This is a genomic window from Actinomadura kijaniata NBRC 14229, from assembly GCF_001552175.1.
Classification (GTDB): Bacteria; Actinomycetota; Actinomycetes; order Streptosporangiales; family Streptosporangiaceae; genus Spirillospora; species Spirillospora kijaniata.
Window position 1 is genome coordinate 1 of the sequence record NZ_BCQR01000224.1, and the last position, 16,158, is coordinate 16,158.

Annotated in this window: 15 protein-coding genes; 5 read left to right on the forward strand and 10 right to left on the reverse strand. The window is 73.9% G+C overall.

Annotated elements, in window-relative coordinates; all coding sequences use genetic code 11:
* Positions 1-1,041: hydantoinase/oxoprolinase N-terminal domain-containing protein (locus AKI01S_RS44325; RefSeq protein WP_067832123.1), on the reverse strand; the 1,041-nt coding region annotated here is incomplete at its 3' end.
* Positions 1,038-2,057 carry an S-methyl thiohydantoin desulfurase family protein gene (locus AKI01S_RS44330; RefSeq protein ID WP_067832125.1) on the reverse strand — a complete coding sequence of 340 codons (1,020 nt, stop codon included), beginning with the start codon at positions 2,055-2,057 and terminating at the stop codon, positions 1,038-1,040. The genes AKI01S_RS44325 and AKI01S_RS44330, both read right to left, overlap by 4 nt.
* Before the next feature lie 121 nt (positions 2,058-2,178).
* Between AKI01S_RS44330 and AKI01S_RS44335 the strand changes: the two genes are divergently transcribed.
* On the forward strand, positions 2,179-2,727 hold the full coding sequence (locus tag AKI01S_RS44335) for a YciI family protein (protein WP_067832127.1): 549 nt from the start codon (positions 2,179-2,181) through the stop codon (positions 2,725-2,727).
* 30 nt (positions 2,728-2,757) lie between these two features.
* Here AKI01S_RS44335 and AKI01S_RS44340 read toward each other — a convergent pair whose 3' ends face one another.
* The gene (locus AKI01S_RS44340; RefSeq protein WP_218010054.1) at positions 2,758-3,345 is read right to left on the reverse strand and encodes a histidine phosphatase family protein; all 588 of its coding nucleotides are present in this window, start codon (positions 3,343-3,345) and stop codon (positions 2,758-2,760) included.
* Between the two features lie 23 nt (positions 3,346-3,368).
* On the opposite strand from AKI01S_RS44340, the gene AKI01S_RS44345 reads away from it, so the two are divergent.
* Complete coding sequence (locus AKI01S_RS44345; protein WP_245682042.1) at positions 3,369-4,922, forward strand: PucR family transcriptional regulator; 1,554 nt, start codon at positions 3,369-3,371, stop codon at positions 4,920-4,922.
* Positions 4,923-4,952: 30 nt separating this feature from the next.
* On the opposite strand, the gene AKI01S_RS44350 is transcribed toward AKI01S_RS44345, so the two are convergent.
* The 6 genes from AKI01S_RS44350 to AKI01S_RS44375 form a co-directional block, all read right to left on the reverse strand.
* Positions 4,953-5,705 carry a PadR family transcriptional regulator gene (locus AKI01S_RS44350; RefSeq protein WP_067832129.1) on the reverse strand — a complete coding sequence of 251 codons (753 nt, stop codon included), beginning with the start codon at positions 5,703-5,705 and terminating at the stop codon, positions 4,953-4,955.
* 1 nt (position 5,706) lies between these two features.
* Positions 5,707-6,543, reverse strand: a complete 837-nt coding sequence (locus AKI01S_RS44355; RefSeq protein WP_067832132.1) for a DUF4097 family beta strand repeat-containing protein — start codon at positions 6,541-6,543, stop codon at positions 5,707-5,709.
* 121 nt (positions 6,544-6,664) lie between these two features.
* Positions 6,665-6,847: a DUF6104 family protein gene (locus AKI01S_RS44360; RefSeq protein ID WP_067832134.1), complete on the reverse strand. Its 183-nt coding sequence runs from the start codon at positions 6,845-6,847 to the stop codon at positions 6,665-6,667.
* Positions 6,848-6,937: 90 nt separating this feature from the next.
* Positions 6,938-10,642: a multifunctional oxoglutarate decarboxylase/oxoglutarate dehydrogenase thiamine pyrophosphate-binding subunit/dihydrolipoyllysine-residue succinyltransferase subunit gene (locus tag AKI01S_RS44365; RefSeq protein ID WP_084000852.1), complete on the reverse strand. Its 3,705-nt coding sequence runs from the start codon at positions 10,640-10,642 to the stop codon at positions 6,938-6,940.
* Positions 10,643-10,900: 258 nt separating this feature from the next.
* On the reverse strand, positions 10,901-11,584 hold the full coding sequence (locus AKI01S_RS44370; protein WP_067832135.1) for an AIM24 family protein: 684 nt from the start codon (positions 11,582-11,584) through the stop codon (positions 10,901-10,903).
* 78 nt (positions 11,585-11,662) lie between these two features.
* On the reverse strand, positions 11,663-12,598 hold the full coding sequence (locus tag AKI01S_RS44375) for a glutathione S-transferase family protein (RefSeq protein ID WP_067832137.1): 936 nt from the start codon (positions 12,596-12,598) through the stop codon (positions 11,663-11,665).
* Positions 12,599-12,699: 101 nt separating this feature from the next.
* Here AKI01S_RS44375 and AKI01S_RS51420 point away from each other — a divergent pair, with 101 nt between their 5' ends.
* Entirely contained in the window at positions 12,700-12,942 is a 243-nt protein-coding gene (locus AKI01S_RS51420) for a hypothetical protein (protein WP_157420588.1), read from the forward strand.
* Here the strand turns inward: AKI01S_RS51420 and AKI01S_RS44380 are convergent.
* Complete coding sequence (locus AKI01S_RS44380; RefSeq protein ID WP_067832139.1) at positions 12,920-13,990, reverse strand: NAD(P)H-dependent amine dehydrogenase family protein; 1,071 nt, start codon at positions 13,988-13,990, stop codon at positions 12,920-12,922. The two genes, AKI01S_RS51420 and AKI01S_RS44380, sit on opposite strands and share 23 nt — an antisense overlap.
* A 259-nt stretch (positions 13,991-14,249) precedes the next feature.
* Between AKI01S_RS44380 and AKI01S_RS44385 the strand changes: the two genes are divergently transcribed.
* Together AKI01S_RS44385 and AKI01S_RS44390 are read left to right on the forward strand one after the other, a co-directional pair.
* On the forward strand, positions 14,250-15,152 hold the full coding sequence (locus tag AKI01S_RS44385; RefSeq protein WP_067832141.1) for an SDR family oxidoreductase: 903 nt from the start codon (positions 14,250-14,252) through the stop codon (positions 15,150-15,152).
* An 11-nt stretch (positions 15,153-15,163) separates the two neighbouring features.
* Positions 15,164-15,958 (forward strand): enoyl-CoA hydratase/isomerase family protein, encoded by a 795-nt coding sequence (locus AKI01S_RS44390; protein WP_067832146.1) that lies wholly within the window; start codon positions 15,164-15,166, stop codon positions 15,956-15,958.
* Positions 15,959-16,158 lie beyond the last annotated feature (200 nt).

Consider the following 16,158-nt stretch of genomic DNA (forward strand, 5'->3'; position numbering starts at 1 on the left):
CCCGGCGGGCACCGCGCCCGCGCCGCCGCCGACCACGACCAGCGGGAGCCGCCCGGCGGCGGGCTGCATGCGGTCCACGGCCTCGGCCAGCTCCTCGCGCGCCGCGGGGCCGCTGCGGGGCACGCGGATCAGGTCCGGCATCCAGAACGCCACCGGCACCCCGCCGATCGTCGCGCCGAACGCCTGGCGCGGATAGCCCCCGGCGACCGCGCCGACCCGGATGCGGTGCTCGCCGACGTCGGCGACGACCGCGTCGGGACGGCCGGTCAGGGTCGCCGCGCCGCGCAGCGTGCTGGCCAGGCTGGAGCCGAGGCCGAGACCGGGGTGGCGGCGCAGGTGGTCCAGGCCCATCACGGTGCCGTCGCCCCGGGTGACCAGCGCCGGGACGCCCGTCCCGAACGCCTCGTCGAACGCGGCGCGCAGCCCGTCGGCCAGGCTCCCGGCCAGCCGGTGCAGGGCGGCGTTGAGCACGGCGGTGTTCTCGCGTTCCAGCAGGCCGAGCGGGCCCAGCTCGCCCGACAGGGTCAGGTGGACCTCGCCCAGCTCGGCGCGGACGATCTCGGCGGCGCGGCGCTCCTGGCGGCCGTCCACCGGCGCGAACACCCCGGTGATCGCCACCGCGTCGGCGCGTCCGGCCAGCCCGGCGGCGAACCGGGCGACCGCGTCCTCGTCCAGCGGCGTCCACTCCTCGGCGGAGAACCCGCCGCCGCCGTCCACGACGGCGGTCCCGGCGCACACGGCCGCGCGCAGCTCCTCCGGCCAGCCCGCCAGCGGGGGCACCGCCCGCGCGGCGTCGCCGCCGACGCGCAGCACCCCGACGCGGGCGAGGCCGCGGCGTTCCACGACGGCCCGCGCGGGCCCGCGCAGCCCGACCGCCACCCGGGTCACCTCCGCCCGGGGCAGCGCCCGCAGCGCCGCCCGCACCCCCGCCACCGGGTCGTCGGGCACCGAGGGCACCTTGGCGGTCGCCCGGGGCAGGCCCGCCTCGTCCAGCAGCACCGCGTCGGTGTTGGTGGGCCCGGCCTCGACTCCGGCGATCATGGCGCCGCCAGCCCGAACGCCCGCGGCCCGGCGAGCTCCAGGCCCCGCGCGGTCCGCCAGACCGGGGCGCAGGGCGCCGTCAGCACGCTGACCCGCATCCCGTACCGCAGCTCGTCCACCTGGACGGCGGCGGCCGTCCGGGTGTCCAGCACCGCGACCACGTCGGGCACCAGCGCCCGCTCCCGGCCGTCCTCGAACGCGGCCAGGTACTCGGTCTGCGCCACGATCCGCAGCAGCCGCCCGGCGTCGCCGCCCAGCCCCTCCACGACGGCCTCGGTGGAGCCGTCGGCGGCGCGTTCGACCTCGGCGACCTTGCCGGTCACCAGGCGCGTCAGCCCCGCGCCGGGCGCGTCCGGAACGCCCCCGGCCAGAGCCTCCCCGATCGCCAGCGCCCGCGACACCGACCCGGTGACGGCGGCCGCGCGCACCTGCCCGGCCCGCAGCGGGTACTCGCTGGCGGCGGCGACGCCGCCGAACGAGTCGAGCACGCCGCGCGTGATCCGTTCCATCCAGGGCCCGTCCACCCGGTCCAGCACGACGGTCCGGCCCCGGTGGTCGACGAGCACGCTGGGCGTGGGCGGCAGCCCGGCGACCTCCAGCGCCGACTGGTCCATCCGGGGGAACGCCCGGCCCATGGCGTCGGCGTCCAGCAGCGGGAGCCCCAGCAGCGCGGCCCAGGCGACGGCGACGCAGCCGTTGGACCCGCCGATCTCGCTGGACATCAGCGCCCCGACGGGGACGCCGTGCAGGCGCTCCACCGTGGCCCGCAGCGTCCGCGCCTCGACGGGCCCGCCGATCCGCTCGGCCGAGACCGCCGGGGAGCCGATCATCCCGCACGACATGACCAGCACGTCGCCGGGGAGCTCCTCGGGGTCCACCACGTCGACCGGCCCGTGTTCGGCGAGGGCCTGCCGGGCGGCGGCGAGGGTGACGCCGACGTCCCCGCCACCGCCGGACCCCAGCACCGAGCAGCCCCGCGCGAACGCGGGGAGCAGGGCCTCGGTCAAGGTGAGCATGCCGCCAGCGTAGGCACATCGGAGCGCCCCGCCAGTGGGCCGCGAGCACAGGTATCGGCAGGTCGGTGTGCTCCCGGCACACCGGCACCGGTCCGGGGGGCGGGATGCGAAGATCGCTCCCATGGAATTCTTCTGCTACCACCGGGATCGTCCCGGTTCCCTGCCGCTGCGCGAGGAGCTGGGGGAGGCGCACTGGGCCTACATGGACCGGTACGAGGCGGAGCTGATCGCGCGCGGCCCGACCTTCGCCGCCGACGGCGAGACGCCCAGCGGCAGCGTGCACATCATCGACCTGCCGGACCCCGCCGCCGCCCGCGCGTTCGCCTTCGACGAGCCCAACCACCAGGCCGGCGTGTACCGGGACGTGCTGCTGCGCCGGTGGCGCAACCTGCTGGGACGCACGATGTGGGACTTCCCCGGAGGCCGGACCGACGGCGACCGGTTCCTGGTGCTCGGCCTCGGCGCGGGGGAGGCCGCCGACCTCGACGTGCCGCCCGGCCGGGACGAGCTGATCGCGTACGGGCCGCTGCTGTCCGACGACGGCGCCGCCTGGCTGGGGACGGCGGCGCTGCTGCGGGCGCCGGACCCGGACACCGCCCGCGCCGTCCTGACCGCGGACCGATACGCCGCCATCGAGGTCCACGCCTGGGAGTTCGGCGGCCGGCGGTGAGCCGCGGCGGGCAGCGGGCCGCGTCCGGGATCAGGTGAGGCGGTACTCCCAGCCCTCCCGCCACCCGAAGTCGGCGTCCACCAGCTCCTCCAGCGGCCGGCCGTCGATGAGGTGGTCGAACGCCCACCGCGTGGCGACGTGCCCGATGACCAGGACCCGCGCGTCCGACCAGCGCAGGGGCAGGTCCGCCAGGAACCGGCCCGCGCGGTGCACCGCCTGCCGCCAGCTCTCGCCGCCCGGGTAGGGCCGGTCGAGGTACCGGGCGCGGCCGGCGTGCACCTCGGCGGCGGGGGCGCCGTTGAGCTTCCCGTAGTCGCACTCCCGGAGCCGCCAGTCGTGCAGCACCGGGACGCCGGTGTCCCCGAAGGCCAGGGACGCGGTCTCGGCCGCGCGCGCCAGGTCCGAGGAGAACACGGCGGCGATGCCGTCGTCCCGCCGCCGCTCGCCCAGTTCGGCGGCCAGCCGCCGCCCCCGTTCGGAGAGCCGTCCGGGCCGCCAGCCGGTGGCGACCCCCCGGTCGTTGTCCCGGCTCCACGAGTGCGTCTCGAACACGATCTCCATGTCCACTCCCTTCGGCGCGGACGCGTTCCCGCGCAGGTCGCCGTGCTTTCCGTCCATGATCTGCGGGGTAGCCTCGGGACGTGGAGATCCTGCCGGCCGACCTGCCGGACGCCCCGGTGTCGCCCGCCCGCCTCACCCTGCTGGCCGCTCCGCCGCGGGGACGCCCCGCCACCGGCGTGCGCCTGGTGGAGGATCCGGCGACGCTGAGCGCCGCGCCGCCGGGCTCGGTGGTCGTCCTCACCGCCGCCGCCTCCGCGAACGCCACGGGCTACCGCCTGGACGTGGCCCTGCGCGACGCGTCCGCCGCGGGAGCCGCCGCCCTGGTCCTGACCGGCGCGGAGCCCCCGGCCCCGGTCCCGGCCACGGCGCGGTCGATCGCCGAACGCGGCGGCGTCGCCCTCCTGCACGCCGGGCCGGGCACGCCTCCGGCGGTCCCGGGCGCGTCCGCGGTGGGGCCCGCGACCGAACGCGGTGGCGCGGCCCTCCCGTATGCCGGGCCGGCGCAGGCCGGGACGGTGGACCTGGCCGCGCTGGTCGTGGCCCTCCAGCGGCTGATCGAGGGGGACGCCGCCGAGGCGCTGGCCCGGCTGGGCGCCGCCGTCGACGGGATGCTGGCCGCGGGGGCCGAGCTCGGGCGGGCGCTGGGGGCGGCCGGTTCCGCGCTGGGGGTCCCGCTGCGGGCCGGGACGCCCGGAGCGGACGAGGTCGGGGCGGTCGTGCGCGGGACCGGCGGGGACGTCGCCGTCGCCGGGCCCCGGGTCGGCGGGTGCCTCGGGCGGGCCGTGGAGCTGGCGGCGCGGCTGGTCGCCGCGTTCGCCGCCCGGGGCGGGGAGCCCGAGGACGTGCCCGTGCGGTCGCGCAGCCTGCTGCTGTCGGAGCTGCTGGTCGCCCCCGAGGGGCAGGCGCTGCGGCTGGTCGGCCCGGCCCGCGCCGTCGGGCTGCCGGTGGACGGGTGGCACGTCGCCCTGCGGATCGAGCCCGCCGCGCTCCAGGGGGCCGAACGCTACGAGCTGCTGGACGCCGTGGACCGCGCCGCGCTGCGGGAGCTGCGCAGCGCCGGCGGGGCCCAGTGGAACTCGGCGCGCGCCGAGGACGCGCTGTCGCTGATCCGCAGCCGGCCGGGCGACCCGGGGCGGGGCGGGCTGCGGGACGTCGTCGCCGGCGCCGAACGCCTCCTGGCCTCGCTGCGCGAGCGCTTCCCGGGCGCCGACCTGCGGTGCGGCGTGGGCGGCGCGCACCAGGGGCCGCTGGGGCTGCGGGCCTCGGTGCGGGAGGCGCGGACCGCGCTGGCGCGGGGCGGCGGGAACGGGCGGCCGGTCGCCGTCCACGACCTGGCGGGGCTCGACCGGATGCTGGGGGAGTGGTACGCCTCCGACACCGCCCGCGCCGCCGCCGGGGAGCTGCTCGCGCCGATCGTCGGGCTGGGACCGGAACGCGCCCGGCCCCTGCTGCGGACCCTCCAGGTCTACCTGGACCACCAGGGGTCCCCCGCCCGCGCCGCCGAACGGCTCCATCTGCACCGCAACGCCGTCACCGACCGGGTGCGGCGGGCGCAGGCGCTGCTCGGCGTCGATCTCGCCGACCCCGAACAGCGCCTGGCCGTGCAGCTCGCCTGCCGCGCCCTACGGCTGTGACCGGGGCGTCCGCGACCGGAGCTGCCGTGCTCAGTCGAGGAACTCGCGGCGCAGCCGGTCGCGGGTCTCGGCCAGGAGGGTCTGGACGGCGGTCAGATCCTCCTGCGACAGGTCGCTCTTCTTGGCCGCGCGCCGCACGTCCTCCACGAACGAGCTGAGCAGCCGCTCCAGCTCCAGGCGGGCGACGTCCTGCCGGGTGCCGGTCGCGGTCGCCCACGCGTCCTCCCAGTTGCGCCGCCACTCCTCCTTCCAGCGCTGGCTCTGCTCCCGCCAGTGCTCCTTCTGGCGCTCCCACTCGCCCTTCTGCCGGTCGGTGGCCGCGCTCCACACGTCCCCGCCGGTCCCACCGGCCCCGCCGGTCCCACCGGCCCCGCCGGTCCCCCCGGTCCCGCCCTGCTCGCGCACAGTCCGGGCGGCCTGGGTCAGCTCCTCGCGCAGCGTCCGCACGGTCTGCCGCACGTCCTGCTGGAGCTCGCGGGCGAACTCCTGCGCGGACGCGGAGATCTCCTCCTCCAGCTCGGCCAGCTCGTCCAGGCGGCGTTCCAGCTCGGCGCGGCCCTTGTCGGTGAGGGAGTAGACCTTCCTGCCCTCGACCACCTCGTGGGTGACCAGGCCCTCGGCCTCCAGCCGGGCCAGGCGCGGGTAGATCGTGCCGGGGGAGGGCGAGTAGACGCCGAGGAAGCGGTCCTGGAGGAGGCGGATCACCTCGTAGCCGTGCCGCGGGCTCTCCTCCAGCAGCTTGAGCAGGTACAGCCGCAGGCGGCCGTGGCCGAAGACGGGCACGTCACTTCTCCATTTCCGGGGTGGTGATCCCGGCGGGGCCGTCGGGATCGTCGGCGGGGCGGCCCAGCAGCGTGACGCCGCCCGCGACGGAGGAGACCGCCACCCGGCCCGAGCCGTCGCCGACCGTGCCGGTGACGGTGCTGCCGACCGGGCGGTCCTGGCGGTCCAGGCCGGGGAACGAGGTCTCGATCCGCCCGGCGGCCGCGTTCAGGTGCACGGTGGCCCCGGTGCCGTCGGGGACGCGCAGCGTGATCTCGCCCGCGACGGTGTTGACCTCGACGCTGCCGCCCCGCGCCAGGGCGACGTCGGCGGCGATCCGGCCGCTGCCGCTGCGGGCCGACAGCCGCTCGACCACGCCCCCGGCCAGCGCCAGGTCACCGGAGACCGAGGTGAACGACACCGTCCCGTCCACGCCCTGCGCCTCGACCGCGCCCGCGACGGTGTTGACGTCCACGGCGCCGGTGACGCCGTCCAGGGTCACGTCGCCCGCCCCGGTCTTGATCGAGGTGCGGGCGGCCAGCCCGGTGACGACGGCGTCGGCCGACACCAGGTTGAGGGTGACGGGGCAGTCGCGCGGGACGGTCACGGTGACCACGGCCCGCACCCTCTGCGTGCGCAGCCAGTTCAGCACCCCCTCCCACAGCTTCTCGTGGGTGACGGTGAGCATTCCGGCCTCGTGCGCGACCGTCAGCGGCGGCCCCTCCACCTCGCTGACCTCGATCGAGGGTGTGTCGCCCCCGGCCAGCACGTTGACGCTGCCGGTGATCAGCGTGACCTTCAGCGCGACCGCCCCGTCGAAGGCGAGGGTGGTCGGTTCGTCGATCGTCCAACGCGACATCGCGTCTTGCCTTTCGTCCGAGCACGGGGTGTCACGGGTCAGGCGGCGGGGACACCTGTCAACAACACGATATGTCGCGTTGTCCGGAAGTCAAGATGTATCGCGTCGGCCGGTCGGCGCGTCACTCGTCCTCGTCCTCGTCGTCCAGCCGGGCCAGCCACGTCGCCAGCCGCTCGACCGGCGTCTCGAACTCGGGGTTCAGGTCCACGAACTCGCGCAGCCGCTCGGCCAGCCACGCCAGCGTGACCTCCTCCCCGCCGCGCCGGTCGGCCAGTTCCTCGATGCCCCGATCGGTGAAGTACATCCTGCCCTCTTTCGTGAACGGCCGAAGGCCCCGGCACACGCGGGCGGTGTGCCAGGGCCTTCGGGACGGACCGGTGTCCTGCTCGCCGTCCTACTCGGCGTCGCCGAACAGGCGGCCGAGCAGGGACTCCTGCTCTGCGGCGTGCAGCTTGGCCGAGCCCACGGCCGGGGCCGACGCGGCGGGACGCGAGACCCGCTTCAGCTTCAGGCCCTCGATGTGGTGCGGCAGCTTCAGCGCCATGAACGGCCACGCGCCCTGGTTGGCGGGCTCGTCCTGCACCCAGATCACCTCGTCGGCGCCGGGGTACCGGTCGAGCTCGGCCTTGATCTCCTCGACCGGCACCGGGTAGAGCCGCTCGACCCGCACCACGGCGGTGTCGGTGCGGTTCAGCTTGTCCCGCTGCGCCACCACGTCGTAGTAGATCTTGCCGGTGGTGAGCAGCACCCGCCGGACGCCCGCCGGGTCGACGCCGGGGTTCGACTCGGGGATGACCGGCAGGAAGCGGCCCTCGGTGATCTGGTCGACGCTCGCGGCGGCGGCCTTGTGGCGCAGCAGCGACTTCGGCGTGAACACGATCAGCGGCTTGTTGCGCTGCGACATCACCTGCCAGCGCAGCAGGTGGAAGTAGTTCGCCGTCGTGGTCGGGTACACCACGGTCATGTTGTCCTCGGCGCACAGCTGGAGGAACCGCTCGATGCGGGCCGACGAGTGGTCGGGGCCCTGGCCCTCGTAGCCGTGCGGCAGCAGCAGGACGACGCCGGAGCGCTGGCCCCACTTCTGCTCGCCCGAGGAGATGTACTCGTCGATCACCGACTGGGCGCCGTTGACGAAGTCGCCGAACTGCGCCTCCCACATCACCAGCGCGTCCGGGCGGGTCATGGAGTAGCCGTACTCGAAGCCCAGCGCCGCGTACTCGCTGAGCAGCGAGTCGTGGACGTAGAACTTCGACACGCCCTGCCCGAACTGCTTGAGCGGGGTGTGCTCCTCGCCGGTCTTGCGGTCCACCAGCACCGCGTGGCGCTGGCCGAACGTGCCGCGCCGCGAGTCCTGGCCGACCAGCCGGACCGGGTGGCCGTCGATCAGCAGCGAGCCGAACGCCAGCAGCTCACCGGTCGCCCAGTCCATCGTGCCGTCCTCGACCGACTGCACGCGGCGCTGGAGGATCGGCTGGAGGCGCGGGTGGACGCTGAAGCCGTCGGGCAGCGTGACCTGCGACTCGATGATCCGCTTGACGGTCTCGGTGGAGATCGCGGTGCCGACCGAGGAGTGGTCGATCGGGATCGACTCCTCGACGTCGGGCTTGACGACCGAGCCGGGCTCCAGCGGCTTCTTGGCGGCCTCGCGGGTCTCGGTGAACGCGCGCTCCAGCTGCTCCTGGTAGTCGCGCAGCGCCGCCTCGGCCTCCTCGACCGTGATGTCGCCGCGGCCGATCAGGGCCTCGGTGTAGAGCTTGCGGACCGACCGCTTGGCGTCGATCAGGTCGTACATCAGCGGCTGGGTGAACGAGGGGTTGTCCGACTCGTTGTGGCCGCGCCGCCGGTAGCAGACCATGTCGATGACGACGTCCTTCTTGAACGTCTGGCGGTACTCGAACGCGAGCTGCGCCACCCGGGCGCACGCCTCGGGGTCGTCGCCGTTGACGTGGAAGATCGGCGCCTGGATCATCCGGGCCACGTCGGTGGAGTACACGGTGGAGCGCGAGTACTCCGGAGCCGTGGTGAAGCCGACCTGGTTGTTGATGATCACGTGCACGGTGCCGCCGGTGCGGTAGCCGCGCAGCTGCGACAGGTTCAGGGTCTCGGCGACCACGCCCTGCCCGGCGAACGCCGCGTCGCCGTGGATGAGGATCGGCAGGACGGTGAAGCCCGCCTCGCCGACGTCCAGGACGTCCTGCTTGGCGCGGGCGACGCCCTCCAGCACCGGGTCGACCGTCTCCAGGTGGGACGGGTTGGCGACCAGCTCGGTGCGGATCTTGGAGCCGTCGGGGGCGACGAAGTCGCCGCTGGCGCCCAGGTGGTACTTCACGTCGCCGGAGCCCTGGGCGCTGCGCGGGTCGAGGTTGCCCTCGAACTCACCGAAGATCTGCCCGTAGGACTTGCCGACGATGTTGGCCAGGACGTTCAGCCGGCCGCGGTGGGCCATGCCGATGACGACCTCGTCCAGGTGCGCCTGCGCGGCCGAGGAGATCACCGCGTCCAGCAGCGGGATGACCGACTCGCCGCCCTCCAGCGAGAACCGCTTCTGGCCGACGAACTTGGTCTGCAGGAACGTCTCGAACGCCTCGGCGCTGTTGAGCCGCCGCAGGATGTGCAGCTGCTCCTCACGGGAGGGCTTGTCGTGCGGGACCTCGACGCGCTCCTGGATCCAGGCGCGCTCCTCGGGGTCCTGGATGTGCATGTACTCGATGCCGACGGTGCGGCAGTAGGCCATGCGCAGCACGCCCAGGATGTCGCGCAGCTTCATGGTCGGCTCGCCGCCGAACCCGCCGGTCGCGAACTCCCGCTCCAGGTCCCACAGGGTGAGGCCGTGCTTGAGGATGTCCAGGTCCGGGTGGCGCCGCTGCTTGTACTCCAGCGGGTCGGTGTCGGCCATCAGGTGGCCGCGGACCCGGTAGGCGTGGATCAGCTCGTGGACGCGGGCGACCTTGGCGACGTCGTCCTCGTGGGTGGCGGAGATGTCCTTGACCCAGCGCACCGGCTCGTACGGGATGCGCAGCGCCTCGAAGATCTCGTCGTAGAAGCCGTCCTCGCCCAGCAGCAGCTGGTGGATGCGGCGCAGGAAGTCGCCGGACTGGGCGCCCTGGATGATGCGGTGGTCGTAGGTGGAGGTCAGCGTCATGACCTTGCTGATCCCCATGCGGGACAGCGTGTCCTCCGACGCCCCGGCGAACTCGGCCGGGTACTCCATCGCGCCGACGCCGATGATCGTGCCCTGGCCCGGCATCAGGCGCGGCACCGAGTGGACCGTGCCGATGGTGCCCGGGTTGGTCAGGGAGATCGTGGTGCCCTGGTAGTCCTCCAGGGTCAGCTTGTTGTTGCGCGCCTTGCGGACGAGCTCCTCGTAGGAGGCCCAGAACTGGCGGAAGTCGAGGGTGTCGGCCGCCTTGATGTTCGGCACCACGAGCTGCCGCTGGCCGTCGTCCTTCTGCAGGTCGATGGCCAGCCCGAAGTTGACGTGCTCCGGCTTGACCAGCGTCGGCTTGCCGTCGACCTCGGTGTAGGCGTTGTTCATCTCCGGCATGGCCGCCAGCGCCCTGACGATGGCGAAGCCGATCAGGTGGGTGAACGAGACCTTGCCGCCGCGCCCGCGCTTCAGGTGGTTGTTGATCACAATCCGGTTGTCGATCAACAGCTTGGCCGGGACCGCGCGGACGCTGGTGGCCGTCGGCACCGACAGGCTCAGGTCCATGTTGGCGGCCGTCCGGGCGGCCACGCCGCGCAGCTTGACCTCCTCGGCGCCGGCGGGGATCGCCGGGGCGGGGGACTTCTTGGCCGCGGGGGCCGCCTTGGCGGCGGGCTCGGCCCTGGCCGGGGCCGGCGCGGTCGCGCGGCCGTCGGCCTTCGGCGCGGCCTTCGGCGGAGCGGCCGCCGTGCCGTTGGCCGTCTTGCCCGGCTCCTGGTCGGTGGCGGACGGCCGGGAGTCCGGCTGGTAGTCCGCGAAGAAGTTCCACCAGGCTTCGTCAACCGAGTTCGGGTCTTCGAGGTACTTCTGGTACAGCTCGTCAACCAGCCACTCGTTGGCACCGAAGTCGGTCAGCTTGGGGTCGGCACTAGATTGCGACGACTCTGTCGACACGGCGGAGATCGCCCTCTTCCGCTGCTCGCAGGTGAGTTCTGAGACGAGTCAAGGCTACTCGCCTTTTGGGGCGGGAACTGCAAGCACGGCAGCCCCCGCCGACGTGACGGAGGTTTCCGGAGGTTTCCCCCGCCGCCACGACCCGTTCCGGCCAAGATCTCACATATGTCGCCTCCCGGCGGTGGAACCGCCGGGACACGCGTTGCCACAGGGGTTTCCGCCGACCCCCTCCGGCGCCGGGCTCCGCCGGCGGGTGCGTCAGTGGGTGTGCGGCGGCACCGTGGGGCCCTCGCTGGCCTGGACCAGGACGAAGTTGCTGGAGCCCTGGGTCGGCTGGAAGGCGAGCTGCACCGCCTCGCCGCTGCCCCGGCCGATCAGCGCGGCGGCCTTGATCGTGCGGTTGACCCCGATCTGCAGGGTGCTGCTCCAGGCGACGGCCGACTGCGCGTCGGCGAACGTCGGGGCCCGCCCGGCGTCCAGCATCACCGGCGTGCCGTGGGTGTGCAGCGCGACCCAGCCGGTGCCCGCGATCGTGGTGTTGAACAGGCCGCCCGCCATCATGCCCGCGCCCTCCACCTTGCGGATGTCGGTCTGCAGGTGGGAGTCGTAGGCCAGGATGTTGGCCCCGTTGACGGTGATCGCCTCGTTCTCCAGGTAGAACAGGTGGATGTCCTCGGCGTTGTGCGCCAGGAACAGCAGGCCCTGCCCGCGCGCCCGCATCAGCGGAGCGCCCTCGCCGGTCAGCACCTTCTTCATGAACTTGCCGATGCCGCCGGCGCCCTGGTACTCGAAGTCCATCTGGCCCTGGAACGCCACCATCGACCCCTGCCGGGCGACGACCTCGCCGTTCAGGTGGACCCGGAGCATCCGGGGGTTCTGGAGGGCGAAGTGGCCGGGGAGCTGCTGCCCGGCGTCCAGGTTGCCGAAGAACGCGCTGCGCATGACGGGGAAAACCTCTCGCTGAGGATCGGGGCTTGCCTTGCGGAACGCCAGGATATTGATCGCCGCGTGTGGTGATCGTCAGGATCGGTGATCGCCGGATCCGCCGACCCGGTCCCGGCCGTGCGGGGCGGTCCAGTCCAGCAGCGGCCCCCGGGGCACGACGCCCGAGGGATTGATGTTGCGCTGTGTGACGTAGTAGTGGCGCTTGATCTGGTCGAAGTCGGTGGTCTCCCCGAACGCCGGGACCGCGTACAGGTCCCGGGCGTAGCCCCACAGGTTCGGGTGGTCGGCCAGTTGCCTCAGGTTGCACTTGAAGTGGCCGTGGTAGACGGCGTCGAACCGGGCCAGCGTCGGGTAGAGCCGCACGTCGGCCTCGGTCAGCCGGTCGCCGAACAGGTAGCGGCGGGAGGCGAGGCGTTCCTCCAGCCGGTCGAGCGTGGCGAACAGCGCCTCCACCGCCTCCTCGTAGGCGTCCTGGGAGGTGGCGAACCCGGCCTTGTAGACCCCGTTGTTGACGGTCGTGTAGACGAGCCCGTTCAGCTCGTCGATCTCCTCGCGCAGCTCCGCCGGGTACAGGTCGGGCGCGCCGGGGGAGCGGAACGCGGCGAACGCGCTCCCCATCATGATCGTGATCGCCGGGAAGTCGTTGGTGACCAGCCGCCCGGTGACGGTGTCCCAGATACACGGCACGGTGTACCGGCCCTCGTAGCCGGGGTCGGTCGCGAGGTACAGCTCCGACAGGAACGTCGCGCCGGTCACCGGGTCGGGCTCGGGGAACCGCCAGCCGCGTTCGTCGCGGATCGGGTCCACCACCGCCACCGGGATCGCCTCCTCCAGCCCCAGCAGCCGCCGCACGATCAGCGTGCGGTGCGCCCAGGGGCAGGCGAGCGAGACGAACAGCCGGTAGCGGCCGGGCTCGGCGGGGTACCCGCCCTCGCCGTCCGCGGTGATCGTGTCGGTGAACCGGTTGGCCTGCCGTACGAACCGGCCGCCGTCGAGCTCCCGCGCGGTCATGTCAGCCTCCTCGGGCCCGATCCACCGTCGCCGCTACGATAACCTCCGGCCGCCGACGGGGAGCGCGGGCCTTCCGCCCGCCCGGCGGCTCTTTTCCGAAGGTGGCGGGGGACACCGTGCTGGAGCATTTCAACGCCCTGGTCGGCGGGCTGCCGCGGGCGCTGGTGCCCGCGCTGGTCGGCTGCGCCCCGCTGCCCTGTCCGAAGTTCCCGCTGTTCAACGTGGTCGGCGTTCGAGCACTTCGCCAGGCAGGCCGGCCGGGGCCTGGCGGCCGCCCTCGCGGTGGCGGTGGTGGCCGGGCCGGAGCGGGCCGCCCCCTGATCAGTGGACCGGCCGCCCGGTGACCGGCGGCAGGTCCAGGAAGGTGCGGATGCCCGGCTCGGCCCGGCACACCGTCGGGATCGCGTTGACGGCGTGCGCGGCGGCGGCCGCCACCCCGTTGGACACCCACTCGGGGCCGGTCGTCAGCGTCATCGGCGGTCGGCCGTCCACCCGCACCGCGTAGCCGGGCTCGCCCCACTCGGGCGTCCGCGCCGCGTCCGCCTTGTGGATCACCTCGGTGGTCAGCACCGGGCGGCCGCCCGCCATGGCGTTGAACGTCCAGCGCGTCGCCGCCACCGTGCCCGCCGGGATCACCCCGGAGGCGATCTTCAGCTCGGTCCCGGCCAGCCGGTGGTCCACGGTGACGTCGATCTCGTCGAGCTCCAGGCCCAGCCCGGCCGCCACCAGGTGCAGGCTCTCGCCGAACAGCGACCGCATCACGGCGCGGGCGGGCCGCAGCACCCGCAGGTAGTCGCACTCGGACCGGCCGAACCCGACGGTGTGGTGCACGAGCCGCCACGACGGGTGGGTGGAGAAGTCCGAGCACTCCCGCGTGTAGATGTGGGTGATGTCACGGGACAGCCGGGACAGCACCAGCGGCAGGACGTCGGACATGAAGCCGGGGTTGACGCCGCTGCCGTGGATCGAGGACGCGCCGCGCTCGCAGGCCCGCTCCAGCGCGCCGACCAGGCGCGGGCCGCGCGCGTGCGGGTAGACGAAGCCGTTGGTGGCGACGACGTTGGACCCGGCGGAGAGCAGCGCGCAGACGTTGTCGAGCTGGGAGGCCGGGTCGTCGTAGTCGGCGGGCGCGTAGACCACGCAGTCGGGGGCCAGCTCCATCACCTCCTCCAGCCGGCCGGTGGCGGTGATCCCGACCGGCCCGACCCCGGCCAGCGTCCCGACGTCGGTCCCGGCCTTGACCGGATCGTGCACCCACGCGCCGACCAGTTCCAGGTCGGGGCGGTTGAGCACGGCCCGGATCGCGGTGCGGCCGAGCGCGCCGGTCGCCCACTGCACCACCCGGAGCGGGCGGGGCGCGGGACCGGTGGGAGAAGAGGAGGCACCGTGCATGGGCGGCTCCATGCTCGCTGGGGTGGGTATCGGGACGGTGGAGACACGGAGACTACGCGCTTCCCGCACGGGAACCCGGAGATTTGCCGCGATTTTCCAGGAACCCTCCAGGTTTCTGACGCTCGGCCGGGGGCGCCGCCGAGCGGGATTCGGTTTTCGTGGTACCACTGGGTAACCCCCGGGTGATTACCCGGAGGCGTAGTTGGCCGGGCACCACCGGCGTGCGGTGCGCGTCGGGTGCGGACGTGAGGAGACAGGGATGTCGGAACTGCGCTACGACGGTCGGGTCGCGGTCGTCACCGGGGCCGGGCACGGCCTCGGTCGCCAGCACGCGCTGGAGCTGGCCGCCCGCGGCGCCAAGGTCGTCGTCAACGACCTGGGCGGCGACCGCACCGGCGCGGGCGCCTCGGCGGGCCCCGCCCAGGAGGTCGTCGAGGAGATCAAGAAGCACGGTGGCGAGGCCGTCGCCAACCCCGACAACGTCGCCACCCCCGAGGGCGCGCAGGCGATCGTGCGGACGGCGCTGGACACGTTCGGCAAGATCGACATCGTGGTCAACAACGCGGGCATCCTGCGCGACAAGTCGTTCAAGAACATGACCGTGGAGGAGTTCGACGCGGTCATCGCCGTGCACCTGCGCGGCTCGTTCCTGGTCAGCAGCGCCGCCTGGCCGCACCTGCGGGAGAACTCCTACGGCCGCATCGTCAACACCTCGTCCCCGGCGGGCCTGTTCGGCAACTTCGGCCAGGCCAACTACGCCACCGCCAAGATGGGCCTGGTCGGCTTCACCAAGACCCTGGCCCACGAGGGCGCCAAGTACAACATCAAGGCCAACGCCATCGCCCCAGTCGCCTGGACCCGCATGACCGAGGACCTGCTGCCCGCCGACTTCGCCGACAAGCTGGGCGTGGAGCAGGTCACCCCGCTGGTGGCGTGGCTGGCCCACGAGGACGTCCCGGACTCCGGCGAGGTCTACACCGTCGGCGGCGGCCGCATCGCCAAGATCTTCGTGGCGGAGGGCCCCGGCTACGGCCAGAAGGAGACCCTCACCGTCGAGGCGGTGCGCGACAACTGGGCGGCGGTCAGCGCCGACGAGCCGCTGACCGTCTTCCGCAACGTGGGCGAGCAGATGGGCCCGCTGATCCAGCAGCTCACCTCCTGACCCGTCCCCCCATGGGAGACCTCAAGCTCGACCGGCGGGACGGGGTGCTCACCATCACCCTGTCCCGCCCGGAGCGCCTGAACGCCGTCACCGGGGCGCTGACCGAGGAGATGCTCGACGTCCTCAACGAGCTGATGCGCGACGCCGACACCCGCGTCGTCATCCTCACCGGCGAGGGCCGCGGCTTCTGCTCGGGCATGGACCTGCAGGGCGGCGACCCGGGAGGCGGCGGCGAGGGCCGCGTCCAGCGTATTTACCGGGGCATCGCGCGCGGCGGCGAGGTGACCGCGCGGCTGCGGGAGATCCCGCAGCCGGTCATCGCGGCGCTGCACGGCCCGGTGGCCGGGATGGGCGTGTCCTGGGCGCTGGCGTGCGACCTGCGCGTGGCCGACCCGACGACGCGGTTCGTGGTGCCGTTCACGGACCTGGGGCTGTCGGCGGGGGACTGCGGCCTGTCGTGGCTGCTGCCCCGGCTGGTCGGCCCCGCCAGGGCGGCCGAGATCTTCTACCGGGCGCGGCGGCTCACCCTCGACGAGGCCGACGCGCTGGGCCTGGTCACCGAGCGGACCGGGGAGGGCGGGGACCTGGCGGGCGCGCACGCGCTCGCCGGCGAGCTGCTCGCCCGCTCCCCCTACGGGCTGCGCCGCACCAAGGAGCTGCTCAACCTGTCCCTGGACGCGCCCGGACTGCGCCAGCAGCTCATGGCCGAGACGGGGATCCAGACGCTGGCGTTCTTCACCGAGGACCTGGCGGAGGGCATGACGGCGACGCTGGAGAAGCGCCGCCCGGAGTTCCGGAACCGCTGACCGGTCCCGCCGACCGGCCCGCCGAACAGCGCGACGACCCGCCACGTGCCAGGACGTGGCGGGTCGTCGTCGCGTCCCGGTCGCGCGGCGGGGCTCAGCCGTTGCCGGACAGGGCCGCCGCCAGCGCCTCGACGTAGCGCAGCGCCGCCAGCCGCGCCAGCGCGGGGTGCGCGCCCAGCGGGGCGGCGTGCCGCCCGCCC